General features: G+C 72.4%; 12 protein-coding genes and 2 pseudogenes. 7 read left to right on the forward strand and 7 right to left on the reverse strand.

Features of this window, described 5'->3' with window-relative positions; genetic code table 11:
- Positions 1-32: 32 nt before the first annotated feature.
- A complete protein-coding gene (locus AB0J08_RS12525; protein ID WP_360631301.1) occupies positions 33-776 on the reverse strand; it encodes an alpha/beta hydrolase in 744 nt (247 codons plus the stop codon).
- Between the two features lie 284 nt (positions 777-1060).
- Here AB0J08_RS12525 and AB0J08_RS12530 point away from each other — a divergent pair, with 284 nt between their 5' ends.
- Complete coding sequence (locus AB0J08_RS12530; RefSeq protein ID WP_360631304.1) at positions 1061-1594, forward strand: hypothetical protein; 534 nt, start codon at positions 1061-1063, stop codon at positions 1592-1594.
- Here AB0J08_RS12530 and AB0J08_RS12535 read toward each other — a convergent pair.
- Entirely contained in the window at positions 1581-1718 is a 138-nt protein-coding gene (locus tag AB0J08_RS12535; protein ID WP_360631307.1) for a hypothetical protein, read from the reverse strand. The genes AB0J08_RS12530 and AB0J08_RS12535 overlap by 14 nt on opposite strands.
- Before the next feature lie 23 nt (positions 1719-1741).
- On the opposite strand from AB0J08_RS12535, the gene AB0J08_RS12540 reads away from it, so the two are divergent.
- A complete protein-coding gene (locus AB0J08_RS12540) occupies positions 1742-2422 on the forward strand; it encodes a hypothetical protein (protein ID WP_360631310.1) in 681 nt (226 codons plus the stop codon).
- Between the two features lie 55 nt (positions 2423-2477).
- Positions 2478-2705 (forward strand): DUF6458 family protein, encoded by a 228-nt coding sequence (locus tag AB0J08_RS12545; protein ID WP_360631313.1) that lies wholly within the window; start codon positions 2478-2480, stop codon positions 2703-2705.
- A 147-nt stretch (positions 2706-2852) separates the two neighbouring features.
- On the opposite strand, the gene AB0J08_RS12550 is transcribed toward AB0J08_RS12545, so the two are convergent.
- The 3 genes from AB0J08_RS12550 to AB0J08_RS12560 form a co-directional block, all read right to left on the reverse strand.
- A complete protein-coding gene (locus tag AB0J08_RS12550; protein WP_360631316.1) occupies positions 2853-3818 on the reverse strand; it encodes a DUF4331 family protein in 966 nt (321 codons plus the stop codon).
- 468 nt (positions 3819-4286) lie between these two features.
- Entirely contained in the window at positions 4287-5924 is a 1638-nt protein-coding gene (locus AB0J08_RS12555; protein ID WP_360631319.1) for an amidohydrolase, read from the reverse strand.
- Between the two features lie 164 nt (positions 5925-6088).
- Positions 6089-7591, reverse strand: coding sequence for an APC family permease (locus AB0J08_RS12560; protein ID WP_360631322.1), 1503 nt, complete (start codon positions 7589-7591; stop codon positions 6089-6091).
- A 201-nt stretch (positions 7592-7792) separates the two neighbouring features.
- Between AB0J08_RS12560 and AB0J08_RS12565 the strand changes: the two genes are divergently transcribed.
- The 3 genes from AB0J08_RS12565 (at position 7793) to AB0J08_RS12575 (ending at position 11252) form a co-directional block, all read left to right on the forward strand.
- Complete coding sequence (locus AB0J08_RS12565) at positions 7793-8500, forward strand: TetR/AcrR family transcriptional regulator (RefSeq protein WP_360631325.1); 708 nt, start codon at positions 7793-7795, stop codon at positions 8498-8500.
- A 32-nt stretch (positions 8501-8532) separates the two neighbouring features.
- Positions 8533-9078, forward strand: coding sequence for a GNAT family N-acetyltransferase (locus AB0J08_RS12570; protein ID WP_360631328.1), 546 nt, complete (start codon positions 8533-8535; stop codon positions 9076-9078).
- Positions 9079-10004: 926 nt separating this feature from the next.
- Positions 10005-11252, forward strand: a complete 1248-nt coding sequence (locus AB0J08_RS12575; RefSeq protein ID WP_360631355.1) for an IS110 family transposase — start codon at positions 10005-10007, stop codon at positions 11250-11252.
- A 14-nt stretch (positions 11253-11266) separates the two neighbouring features.
- Here AB0J08_RS12575 and AB0J08_RS12580 read toward each other — a convergent pair whose 3' ends face one another.
- Positions 11267-11674 carry a hypothetical protein gene (locus AB0J08_RS12580; protein ID WP_360631331.1) on the reverse strand — a complete coding sequence of 136 codons (408 nt, stop codon included), beginning with the start codon at positions 11672-11674 and terminating at the stop codon, positions 11267-11269.
- A 71-nt stretch (positions 11675-11745) separates the two neighbouring features.
- Between AB0J08_RS12580 and AB0J08_RS12585 the strand changes: the two are divergent.
- Positions 11746-11926, forward strand: a pseudogene (locus AB0J08_RS12585) (transposase family protein); the annotation flags it as partial.
- Positions 11927-12181: 255 nt separating this feature from the next.
- On the opposite strand, the pseudogene AB0J08_RS12590 reads toward AB0J08_RS12585, so the two are convergent.
- Positions 12182-12415: pseudogene (locus AB0J08_RS12590) on the reverse strand (IS4 family transposase); the annotation flags it as partial.

A 12415-nucleotide genomic window follows, 5' to 3' on the forward strand; every position in this document is an offset into this window, starting at 1 on the left:
AGGGGTCCCGGGCTGTGCCCGGCGCTCTCACCCTACGGAGCCACGCGGAGCTGCCGTTCGAAGAACCGCGCCGCGCCCTCCAGCTCGAACGCCGGCACGTCCCCGTGGCCACCGGGGTTGGCGTGCAGCGTCTTCTCACGGGAGCCGAGGGTGTCGAACAGCGCGAGGCCCGCCTCGCGCGGGACCAGCTCGTCCTCCCACTGCAGCAGGAACTCGACCGGGACGGTCACCCGGGCCGCCGCCGCGGCCAGCGAGTCGTCGCCGGCCAGGCCCAACACGGCGGCGGCGATCCGTGGTTCGGCCGCGACGAGCGGGAGGCCGATCACGCTGCCCAGCGACAGGCCCCAGTAGCCCACCGGGTGTTCCGCGCCCACCTCGTCGAGCTCGCGGAGCGCGTCCAGCACCGCCCGCCACTCGGGCACCGCCCGCGCCGCGAGGTCGGCCGTGTGGCGGACGACCTCGGGGCTCACCGGTTCGCCCGCCGCCAGCAACGCCCCGATCTCCGTCGTGAACCACTCGTCCTGCTCGCTTCGCGGCCGGTCCCCGTGCCCCGGCGCGTCGACCGCCGCGACCGCGAAGCCGTACGCCGTCACGCAGCGACGGGCGCGGGCCACCAGGCCCGCGTGCCGCTTGTGCCCGCCGCCCCCGTGGCCCAGCAGCACCAGCGGGCGGCCGCCGACCGCGCCGGCGGGCGACCAGAGCACGCCGGGGACGTCGCCGAGGGTGAAGAGCCGTTCCGAGACACCGTCCGAGGTCGTCTCCGCGAGGAAGCGCATGGGTCGTGGCCTTTCGGGATCCGTCGGACGCTCCCCCGGCCACCCCGTCGGGCGAACCGGACGGCTGTGCGGAAGGGAGCACCCGACCTGCTGTCGGGGTCGTGGGTCACCCGCCCCCACGGCTGTCGATCATGTGCCGGGAACCGTACCCGACAGCCCGTTCGGAGGGACAACCGTTTCCCCGCGTGAGCCGCCCGCTCCCCCCGGCGGGTTTGGCGGGCGCCGGACGGGCAAGGCGAGGGCCCGGCGGCCGCACCGGCGGACCGCCGCCGAAAGGAGCGGAGATGGAGGTTCTCCACATCGTCGTCGTCGCGGTCGTCGCGGCGGCCGCACTCTTCGCCGTCCTGACCCCCCGGCTGCGATCGCGCAGGCTGCGCGAGCGGTTCGGGCCGGAGTACGACCGCACCGTCCTCGTCCACAACGGCGACACCCGCGCGGCCGAACACGACCTCACCGACCGGCTGGCCCTGCGCCGCCGGGTGAAGACCGTCCCCGTCGAGGCCGCCGACCGGGACCGCTACCTGGCCGAACTGCGCGGCCTGCAGGCCCTGTTCGTCGAGGACCCGCGCCAGTCCGCCGTCCGCACGGCGCGGCTGCTCGACTCGCTGCTCACCGACATGGGCTACCCGGGCGAGGACCGGCCGGAGGTCCTCTCCGTCGATCACGCGGCCCGGGTGCCCGCCTACCGCGACGCCCGTCGGACCCTGGACGACCCGGGCGCCGACAGCGAGGACCTGCGCCGTTCCGTGATCGCCGTCCGCGACCTGGTCGTGGAACTGCTCGGCGACGACCGCGGCGACGTACTCACCCGCCACTGACCGGCACCCGTCCGTACAGCGTCCGCACGTCGATCCGCACGTGGATCCACCCGTCGATCGGCACGTCGGTCCTTACGTGGATCCACCCGTCGATCGGCACGACGATCCGCACGTCGATCCGCACGACCTCAGTCCGAGGAGGAGACGATGACCCGCATCGAGCAGCACCGCACCGGAAACGGCCCGGGCGACGACGACCGGGCCGGGCACGGCAGGGCCCACCGCGCCGATCCCCGCCACGCCGGCCCGCACCTCGGCGGCCGGGCCGGCACCGGACAGGAGCAGCGGGCCGCCCGGTCCAGCGGTCCCCGGCACGCCGCCGGCCACGAGCGCACGCACGAGCCCGAGCCGACGTCCGCCCCTGGTCCCGAGCGTCCGGACGCCGCTGCGCTCCAGGTGTTCCCGGCGGTCCGCGAGCCCGAACCGACCTCCCCGCCCGCCGCCCCCGGCCGACCGGCCGGCCCGCCCCTGATGCCGCAGGCGCCGCAGTCCCCGGCCGCCCCGAGCGGCGAGGCCGTCGGGCGGACCGCCCCCGGCCGACCGGCCTGCGGTCTCGGTCCCTGGCTGGACGCGCGGGCCGTCCAGGAGGTGCGGGCCGACTGGGAGCGCACCCAGATCGCCTTCGTGGACGATCCCGCCGGCTCCGTCGCCGCCGCCGACGGCCTGGTCGGCCGGACCGCCGACCTGATCGCCGAGGCCGTCCGCCGACGGCTGGAGGACCTGCGCGAAGGCTGCCGCACCCCCGACGAGGAGCCCGGCGCCCGCACCGAACACCTACGACTGGCGATGCGCGACTACCGCGCCGCCCTCGACCGCCTGCTCGCCTGACCTCACGCCTGACCGCACGCCCGAGCACACCCCGAACACGGGAAGGAACTCGTCAATGGGTATCGGTGGCTGCATCATCCTCTTCGCACTGGGCGCCATCCTCGCCTTCGCCGTCGACTGGCACCTCTCGGGGGTCAACCTCGACGTGGTCGGCGTCATCCTGATGGTGGCCGGCCTGCTCGGCCTGGTCGTCTACGCCCGCGCACTGCGCCGCCGCCGCCCGGTGAGCCCCCGCGCGGCCGACCCGGTGGTGGAGGAGCGCCGCTACTACGACGGCACCTGAACCCCGACACCGCCCGCGCACCTTCGCAGGGCTCCTCGCACGATCGGAGAACACCGGTCGTACGGGGCTCCGGGGGCGCGGCCGCGAGCCATGCGCGGGACGACCCGGAGCGGGACTGCCCGAGGGACAACGGGCAGCCCCGCAAGGTCACTTGGGCGGGTGCGGGTGGCCCAGATGGGGGAAGACGGGGAGCAGGTCGACGTGCGGGGGGATGTGGTCGCTGGTGATCTTGCCACCGGAGACCATGGCCAGACGGGCCGAGGTCACGTCGTCGACCAGCGTCCGCCCGTTGGGGTAGCCGGCCGGACGCGAGCGGTCGTAGCGCAGGATGTCCGGCAGCACGAGCTTCAGCGTCTCGGTGGCCGCCTCCGTGGTGTAGTCCCCGGTGTGCTGGAGGACGGCCGTCCAGGGCTCCCGGTACTTCGCCCAGTCATCGGCCGGCTCACCCGTGTTGTAGGCGTCCTTGACCTCCTCGGCGTTGAAGTACGCCGTCAGGGACGGATGGGCGCCCCGGTCGACGGAGATCAACTGACCGTCCTGGTGCAGGCTGACCCGCGCCCAGACGCCGATCGTCGGGTCCGGCCCCAGCTCGGGGTCCGGGACTTCGAGGGCGATGCCGAAGACGTTCGCCTCGGCCATCGCGTCCTTGCCGGTCCAGGTGAAGTTGTTGACGATCCCTTCGAGATCGGCGAAGAAGGGGTCGCTGCGCAGCCCGACGGAGAGCTTGTAGCCGTCGGCTGCGGCGACGTGGGGAGCGTCACCGAAGGCCACCGGGACTGCGCTGAAGAGGACGTCGCCGGTGGCCCCGTGCTTGCGGGCGGCCTCGCCGGTGGCCCGGTGAACGGTGACGGTCTGGCCGCCGGTTTCGGGGTCGGAGAAGGTGAAGGAGTAGGCGACGTCCGCCTGGCCGTCCCCGTCGCTGTCGATGTTGATCCGGTAGACGGCGTGCGGGTGGAAGGCCGTCGCCTGGGTCGGCGCGTACGGGTTCACGTTCATGATGAGCACCGTCCGGCCCGAGGCGTCGGCCGCCGGGAACGCGAACAGGTCGGTGAGGTCGAGCCGGGCGTCGCCCCGGGGAGAGCGGAGGTTGGGACCGCTGAGGTGGTGGGACATGGCGCTGGGCTACCTCATCTCTGCGTTCCCCCCTGACTGTCGGCTCCGTTGCTACCAGTGGCGGCCGTACAAGAGGGGGAGGCCACCCGTACAGAAGACGGCCGTCCGCCGATTGGCGGATTCCCACCCCCGCACCCACACCGTGCAGCTCACCGCCTCGCCCAAGGGGGGCCTCGGTGGGCCGCCGGATCGCGAGACAGCGGCCTCGACCTGCCCCATGCAGCCTGAACGCCCCACCATTCAGGCCGCCGCGCTCACCCTTCTCCCCCTCGCTCTTCCCCTCGCCCTCACCGCCTGGGCCTTTCCCGCCCGGCCCGCCGAACCACCCGTCCCGAACTCCCGCATCACCGTCGCTCCAACTCCCCTCCCCTGAAAGCGGAGTGGGAGTCGGACCCGCCGACTTCCCACTCCGCACCGGTGCGGCTCGCCCGCCACGGCGACACCCCTACGCGCCATCCCCGTCGTGGGTCAGGACTTGGCGTAGACCAACTCCCCGCCCACGTACGTCCGCTGGACCCTCGCCTCGGCGATCTCCTCGGGCGGGGCGGCGAAGAAGTCGCGGTCGAGCACCACCAGGTCCGCCAGGTTGCCCGCCCGCAGGCTGCCCGCGTCGTCGAGGCCGTTCACGTGGGCGGTGCCGGCCGTGTACGCGGCCAGGGCGGTGGCGAGGTCCAGCCGCTGCTCGGGCAGGAACACCCGGCCGTCGGTCGCCTCGGGCTCCATCCGGTTGACGGCCACGTGGAGGCCGGCGATCGGGTCGGGGCTGCTGACCGGCCAGTCGCTGCCGGCCGCGAGGGTGGCACCGGCCCGCAGCAGGCCGCCGAACGGGTACTGCCAGGCCGCCCGTTCGGGGCCGAGGAAGGGGATGGTGAGCTCGTCCATCTGCGGCTCGTGGGCGGCCCAGAGCGGCTGGATGTTGGCGATCGCGCCGAGCTCGGCGAAGCGCGGCAGGTCGCTCGGGTCGACGATCTGCAGGTGCGCGAGGTGGTGCCGGGTGCCGCGCCGGCCGTTGGCGGCCCGCGCGACCTCGATCGCGTCGAGCGCCTCGCGCACCGCGCGGTCCCCGAGCGCGTGGAAGTGCACCTGGAAGTCGAGCGCGTCCAGCGCCGTCACGTAGGCGCACAGCTCGGCGGGGTCGACGAAGCTGAGACCGGAGTTGGCGGTGGCGCAGCCGCAGCCGTCCAGGTAGGGGGTGGAGAGCGCGGCCGTGAAGTTCTCGGCGATTCCGTCCTGCATGATCTTCACCGAGCCGGCCCGGAACCGGCCTCCGGTCAACTGCTCGCGCCGGGCCACGAGTTCGGTGATCTGCTCGGCTCCCCGGGCGCGGTCCCACCAGAGCGCGCCGGTGACGCGCGCGGTCAGCGTCCCGGCCGCGGCGGCCGCGGCGTAGGCGTCGGACGGGTCCGGCTGACCGTTGAAGGCACCGAGCAGGGCGTCCTGCCAGCCGGTGATGCCGAGCGAGTGCAGCAGCTCCTGCGCCCGGTGCAGGCCCGCCAGCCGGGTGGCGGCGTCGGACGGCGGAACGAGCCGGGCGACCAGACCGGTGGCGCCCTCCTGGAGCGTCCCGCTCGGGGTGCCGTCCGGCTCGCGCTCGATCCGGCCGTCGGCCGGGTCGGGGGTGTCCCGGGTGACCCCGGCGAGCTCCAGGGCCCTGGTGTTGGCCCAGGCGCCGTGGTGATCGCGGTTGACCAGGTAGACGGGGCGGTCGGGCACGACCGAGTCGAGCAGGTGCCGGGTGGGCACCCCGCCGTCGAAGCTCTCCATCGACCAGCCGCCACCGGTGATCCAGGCCCGGTCGGGGTGGGCCGCGGCGAACGCGGCGATGCGGCGCAGGTACTCGTCGGCGCCGACCGTCCCGGTGAGGTCGCACTCGGCGAGTTCCATGCCGCCGAAGACGGCGTGGATGTGCGCGTCCTGGAAGCCGGGGATCAGTAGCCGCCCGTCCAGGTCGACGACCTCGGTGCCTGGGCCGATCAGCTCGCGGACCTCGTCGTGGCCGACGGCGGTGATCCGCTCGCCGGTGACGGCGAGGGAGGTGGCGCGGGTGCGGGCCGGGTCGCCGGTGTGGACGGGACCGTTGGTGAAGACCAGGTCGGCCTTGGGCATGGGTGGTGCTCCTGGAAATTCGGCGGCCGGGTGCGGCCGGGTACGGGGCGGCGGTCGGGCCCGGGAGACAGGCGGTCGGGCCGGGGCCCAGGGCAGGCGGTCAGGGGACAGGCCTCGGAGGACAGGCGGGCGGGGACAGGCGGTCGGGCCCGGGGGGGGAGGGATCAGGCGGTGCCGGTCGGGCCGACGGCGACGGGGTCGGCGGCGGGGTCGCGGTCGGCGGCGGCCTGGTCGACAGCGATCCGGTCGGCCGGCGCCGTCCGGTCGAAGTACGCGGACCGCCGGTAGAAGCGGGACCACGCGGCGGCCACCAGCCCGGAACCGATCATCAGCACCGGCACGGACAGCCCGAACCAGCCGTTGTCGGCCGAGAGTTCGAAGTGGTCGGCGGAGTCGTAGAGCATCCAGCAGAGATACCCGCCGACCGCCAGCAACACTGCTGCGCCGAGCAGCGGTCCGACGACCGCGCGCAGCCCCTCCAGCGGCGCGGTGCGCAGCAGGTGCCGGAACCGCACCGCGGCGGCCACGGCGGTGAGCGCGTAGTAGAGCGCCACCACGATGCCGATCGCGTTGACGGTCGCCGAGATCAGGTCGTTCACGGTCGGGATGACCAGCGAGAGCAGGGCGAGCAGGATGGCCGCGCCCGAGATCAGCAGGGTGCCGGCGGCCGGGGTGCCGTGGCGGGGGTGGATCCGGGTCCAGACCGCGCCGAGCGTGCCGTCGCGGCCCATCGCGTACATGCCCCGGGCGGTGGGGATGACGGAGGCCTGCAACGAGGCCACCGCCGAGAAGGTGAGCGCGATCAGCGGCAGGGCGGCCAGTGGCTGCCGGGCCAGCTTCTCGCCGAGGTACGTCAGCCCGTGCGCGCCGTTGTCGGCCAGCTCGTCGATCGGCAGCACCCGCTGGAAGGCCGTCCCGGCGAGCAGGAAGAGCAGCAGCATCACCACCAGCGCGATGAAGCCGCCCCGGGAGGCGTCGCCCGGCTCGCGGACCTCCTCACCGATGCTGAAGACCGACTCGAAGCCCCAGTAGCAGAAGACCGCCAGCACCATGCCCTGCGCCAGGGCGCCCAGCGAGGGGATCGCGAACGGGTTGTACCAGTCGAGCGAGAACGGCTGGTCGCCGGCGAACAGGCCGTAGCCGCAGAACGCCAGCAGCACCACGTACTCGAAGATCAGCAGGTACTTCTGCAGCCGGGCCGCGAGGTCCAGGCCGCGCACCGCGACCAGGGCCGCAGCCACCAGGACGACCATGCCGAGCAGGGTGGCCTGGAGTGTGGAGTCCGCGTCCAGCCGCAGCCCGGCCACCGAGCGCACCTGCGCCTGGCCGAGCAGCTGGATCAGCGCCGACCCGGTCACGGTGGTGGTGTAGGCCATGAAGACCACGGTGCCGACGGTGTTGACCCAGCCGGTGAGGAAGCCCAGCCAGGGGTTGAGCACCCGGCCGACCCAGGTGTAGCTGCTGCCGGAGTCCGGATCGACGCGATTGAGCCGTCCGTACGCCCCGGCGATGCCGAGCACCGGGAGGAAGGCCAGCAGCATGATCGCCGGAAGGTGCAGGCCGACGACGCCGGCCATCAGGCCGAGCCCGATGCCGATGCTGCTGGTCGCCGCGGTGCTGGAGGCGGCGAGAACGATCCCGCCGGCGACGCCGACGGACTTGCGCATGGGGCCCGCAGTAGCGGACGCACCGGTTCTCGGGGTGTGGCCGGGGTCCTTGACCGTCGTTGCCAACGGATCACCGCCTTGATCGTGGGGGGAGCAGGGGTGGGGGGCCGGTACCTGTCCGGCCGTGGCGGCCATGAAAGCGTGGTGCCCGCCACACGTCAATGCTGTTGTCATAAGCGTCGATGCCCTAGGCTCCCCGCCATGACGGAACGCGTGGTCCCCGAACCGCAACGGCGGCGCCGGAAACCGACCAAGCAGGGCACGGTGCTGTCCGAGCAGGTCATCGTGGCCACCGCCCTGCGGCTGATCGGCCAGCACGGGGCGGCGGCCCTCACCGTCCGCCGCCTCGGCGCCGCGCTCGGCGCCGATCCGAGCGCGGTCTACCGGTACTTCCACAACACCGACGACCTGATGCTGGCCGTCGCCGACGAGCTGATCGGCCGTGCCCAGCACGGCCTGGAGCTCAGCGGCGACTGGCGCGCCGACCTGCGCGCGATCGGCATGCGCGTCCACGCCGCCTACCAGGCGCACCCCCAGGCCGCCATGCTCGCCGCCCACCGCACCACCGGGCGGGACAACGAGATACGGGCGGTGGAGACCATCCTCGGGGTGCTGCGCTCCGCCGGCTTCCCCGACCGGGAGGCCGTCCCGATCTACCACGCCTTCATCGACCAGGCCCTCGCCTTCGCCTCCCAGGACGCGGCCGCCCTCGCCCTGCCCGCCCCCGCCCGGGCCGCCGACCTCGCGGTCTGGCGCGTCCGCTACGGCCGCCTCGGCCCCGACACCCACCCGAACATCGCCGCCACCGCCCACCTCCTGATCACCGACATGGACCGCAGCGGCTACCCGTTCGCCCTAGACCTCCTCCTGGAGGCCGCCGCGGCCCGCCTGGCGACGCACCGGGCGTAGGGCGGGCCCCCGCGCTGTGCTTACATGCTCCGATGAACCGCCAGGCCGCTCCCCTGACCGACTCCACTCCGACCTGCCGCATCCGGCGGCGCCGCGCGTCCGACCTCGATGCGTGCGTCGAGGTGCTCGCCGCCGTCCACGCCGATGACGGCTACCCCGTGAACTGGCCCGAGCAGCCCGGTGATTGGCTGACCCAGCCGTCCCTGCTGGCCGCCTGGGTGGCAGCCCTGGACGGACACGTGGTCGGTCACATCGCGCTGACCCGCAGCGGGCCGGACGACGCGGCACCGGCCCTGTGGAGCCTGCGCGAGGGCACGTCCGTCGAGGACACCGCGGTGATCAGCCGCCTCTTCGTCTCCCCGGCTGCCCGCGGCCACGGGATCGGCGCCCGGCTCATGGCGAGCGCCGTCCGGGAGGCCGAGGAACGCGCCCTGCATCCGGTCCTCGACGTGCTGGCCTCCGACACCCCGGCCGCCGCCCTCTACGAACGCCTGGGCTGGAGCCGACTCGGCAGCGTCGACCAGCGATGGAGCCCGACCCGGACGGTGACCGTGCACTGCTACGCCGCGCCGGGGTGACCCCGCCGGTCACCGGGCGGCCGTCCCGGCTCCTTCGAAGCCCACTGGAACCGTCTCCACACTTCCGGCATTTCCGGACAGAAATCCCCCTGCCGGAGCCTGGGCAGCTTCGTCCCGCAGACGGGCCGAGCCAGCCTGTGCATGCACGCGCTCCCCTGTCGAGCAGTTGCTCGACAGGGGACCCGGAGTGGGACGGCATATCCAACGCCCGCAGACTTACGACAAGGCTAAGGGTTGCCCCGTAAGTGATCTCGCTCTGCAATGATCTCGATCGTGTCAGGTGTGATCACGGCGTCGGAACCGTCCTAATCCGTTGTTAACGGGTGGCCCTGAGAGGCGTGGGTCTTGCGGGGCTGTTCGAGTGGTCAGCGCACGCCGCAGTGACGGCGGGGCGGGCGCCGAGCGGATGCCTTACGGATACCGGGCACTGATGCCTCCATCAAGAGCGGCACCCTCGGCGTCTCCCCGGCCGCCACGGTGACCGTCGCGGCCACGTGGGGTGCCGAACGTACGCCTTCCAAGGGCCTGGCTCCGATGCCTCTTTACAGAGCGGCGGCGTTCGGCATCCCCCGGCATGACACCGGACAGACAGGTGGCGGCGGTCTCGCAGGCGCCGGGCGAACGCCCGGAATCGTCCAGGGACTTGATCCCTATATCCAGAGCGGCACCGCTCGGCGTCTTCGAGGCCGCCACCACCGTCAACACCGAACGCCTCACCACTCGTTGGTGTTGGTGGTGCGAGCCCGCCGCACGGTGACTTCTCCAATGTCGCGAGCTGTCCGAGCTCCCGAGATAGACCGAGGCCCGTGGGGTGCGCTGGTGCCACGAACAGCTACTGAGGTGGCGGACCGGCCATCGTGCCGAGTCCTGGGATTAGGTCGCTGCGTGGCCCGCATGCGCTCGTGACCAGCGCAAACACCCGCGCCCTGGGGAGGGACAACTTGATCTACTGCGGCATCGACTGGGCCGAACGGACGCACGACGTCGCCCTGGTCGACGACACCGGCCAGCTCCTGGCCAAGCGCCACATCACCGACGACGCGGCTGGTTACAAGCTGCTGCTGGACCTGCTCGCCGAGTACGGCGACACCGAGGAGAACCCGATCCCGGTCGCGATCGAGACCTCCCGCGGCCTGCTGGTCGCGGTCCTGCGGACCGGCAGGCGGCAGGTGTTCGCGATCAACCCGATGGCCGCCGCCCGCTACCGGGACCGGCACAGCGTCTCCCGCAAGAAGTCCGACCCGGGTGACGCCCTCGTGCTCGCGAACATCCTGCGCACCGACATGCACGCCCACCGGCCCCTGCCCGCCGACAGCGACTTGGCCCGCGCTATTGCGGTCCTCGCGCGCGCCCAGCAGGACGCCACCTGGAATCGCCAGCAGATCGCCAACCAGCTCCGTTCCCTGCTCCGCGAGTACTACCCGGCTGCCCTATCCGCCTTCGAACCGTGGAAGAACGGTCTGTGTCGACCGGAGGCTCACGAGCTCTTGAAGGCGGCGCCGACCCCGGCGCAGGCCGCGCGACTCTCCCGCACGCAGCTCCACGCCGCGCTGAAGCGCGCCGGCCGCAAGCGCGGCATCGAGGCCGAGGCAGAGCGGCTCCGCGAGGCGTTCCGCGCCGACTGGGCCCACCAGCCCCCACTGGTCGAGGACGCGCTCGGCAAGCAGATGCTCGCCATCCTGGGCCAGCTGGAGGCCGCGTCGAAGGCCGCCGACGACCTCGCCCAAGCTGTGGACGAAGCCTTTCCCCAGCACCCGGACGCGGAGGTCATCCTCAGCTTTCCCGGCCTCGGCAACCAGCTCGGCGCCCGGGTGCTCGCCGAGCTCGGAGACGACCGCAACCGTTTCGCCGACGCCCGCGGCCTCAAGGCATACGCCGGCGCCTCGCCCATCACCCGGGCGTCCGGCAAGAAGTCCAGCATCACCCGCCGATGGGTGAAGAACGACCGCCTCAACCACGCCGGCTACCTCTGGGCGTTCTCCGCCATCACCGCCTCGCCCGGCGCCAAGGCCCACTACCGACGCCGACGCGACGCCGGAGACTGGCACGCCGCCCAGCGCAACCTCTTCAACCGCATGATCGGACAGCTCTACCACTGCCTCCGACACAACCAGGCGTATGACGAAGCCGTGGCCTTCCCAGAAGGATTCGCCATGCAAGCAGCAGTGGCCTGATTTGGCGGGGTCGGCTACCGGACGACACAGATGTCTGGCAACGCCAAGACGTCCACACCCTCCCGGGCCAGAACCTGCTGCGCGAGCTCGCGCGCACAGATCCACCCTGCATCGCTGGCCAGCGCCGCCGTTGCCCACCGGTTAGGGGACTCGTCGAGGGTCATTTGCTCGAAGATCGAATCGATCGCCCGCAGGTCAGGCAGTGCGTCACGGCTGAGGAGTCCGCCTTCCACAAGGTCCTCGGCCATGCGAAAGGCGTGATCGAAGTCGAGGGCGATCTCGTCCGTCACAACACCGTGCTTCTTCACCCAGGCCGCCTGACTCGGCGCAGGTGCTGCCACGACGGCGAGCACCTCCATCAGCAGGCGACGGCGCCACGAAGGTTCAGGAGTCTCCATGTCCAGATCATCCCACTCGTCCACTCGGCGGAAGCCCTTCTTGTTCGACCGTATTCAGCAACGAACTTGACGCGCTATCCGCCTGAGGTGTCTGGATAGCCCCGTCTACCGGGCTGAGCCCGCGCGTCTTCGGCAAGTTGGTGACCGCACTTCGCCGCGAGGGCGCCAGCTCCCCGGGCCAGGGGCGGCCGTGGGGGTCTGCCGCTCGAGGACCGGGTGCTGTTGGCAGTCGCTTACTGGCGCACGAACCTGACGATGCGCCAACTAGCCCCAATACCAGTGACTTAGTGATTCCAGGCTCGGGGAACCTTGGTCGGAGGGTTGGTCGGGGCGGTCCTGTAGTGGGGCGCGATGGCGACCGCTTCGGCCGGGGTGCGGGTGGGCTGGGGCCAGTGCCGGTGATCGGATCGCTTGACGCCGAAGTTCGACATCTTGCGTTTGACGACGCGGGGGTTGGAGCGTCGTCGGCGGGCGGGCAACAGGTGGCGGGCTATCTCCCGAAGGCCGTCGGCGAGAGCGGTGGTCAGGCGTTCAGGGGGAAAAGGCCGCCTGCGCGGTCACCTGGCGGCGGACGAGGCGGAGGGATCGGGTGAAGGAGAGCCGGTCCGGGTCGCTCCCGTTGTCGGCGGCAGCGGTGTGCATGAGTTGGCGGATCGCGTGGTGGATCAGGAGGTGGCCCCAGACCTCCTGTTCCACGCCTTCGGGTGAGCGGGAGCGCAGGACCTGGGCGGGGCCGCGCTGGTGGGTTTTGAGTTCGTCCAGCGT

It is taken from the genome of Kitasatospora sp. NPDC050463, from assembly GCF_040655255.1.
GTDB lineage: Bacteria > Actinomycetota > Actinomycetes > Streptomycetales > Streptomycetaceae > Kitasatospora.

What these genes read in the sequence shown, in the direction of transcription:
- AB0J08_RS12525 (WP_360631301.1), bottom strand. Translation starts at nt 776, where the DNA reads ATGCGCTTCCTCGCGGAGACGACCTCGGACGGTGTCTCGGAACGGCTC.
- AB0J08_RS12530 (WP_360631304.1), top strand. Translation starts at nt 1,061, where the DNA reads ATGGAGGTTCTCCACATCGTCGTCGTCGCGGTCGTCGCGGCGGCCGCA.
- AB0J08_RS12540 (WP_360631310.1), top strand. Translation starts at nt 1,742, where the DNA reads ATGACCCGCATCGAGCAGCACCGCACCGGAAACGGCCCGGGCGACGAC.
- AB0J08_RS12545 (WP_360631313.1), top strand. Translation starts at nt 2,478, where the DNA reads ATGGGTATCGGTGGCTGCATCATCCTCTTCGCACTGGGCGCCATCCTC.
- AB0J08_RS12550 (WP_360631316.1), bottom strand. Translation starts at nt 3,818, where the DNA reads ATGTCCCACCACCTCAGCGGTCCCAACCTCCGCTCTCCCCGGGGCGAC.
- AB0J08_RS12555 (WP_360631319.1), bottom strand. Translation starts at nt 5,924, where the DNA reads ATGCCCAAGGCCGACCTGGTCTTCACCAACGGTCCCGTCCACACCGGC.
- AB0J08_RS12560 (WP_360631322.1), bottom strand. Translation starts at nt 7,591, where the DNA reads ATGCGCAAGTCCGTCGGCGTCGCCGGCGGGATCGTTCTCGCCGCCTCC.
- AB0J08_RS12565 (WP_360631325.1), top strand. Translation starts at nt 7,793, where the DNA reads ATGACGGAACGCGTGGTCCCCGAACCGCAACGGCGGCGCCGGAAACCG.
- AB0J08_RS12570 (WP_360631328.1), top strand. Translation starts at nt 8,533, where the DNA reads ATGAACCGCCAGGCCGCTCCCCTGACCGACTCCACTCCGACCTGCCGC.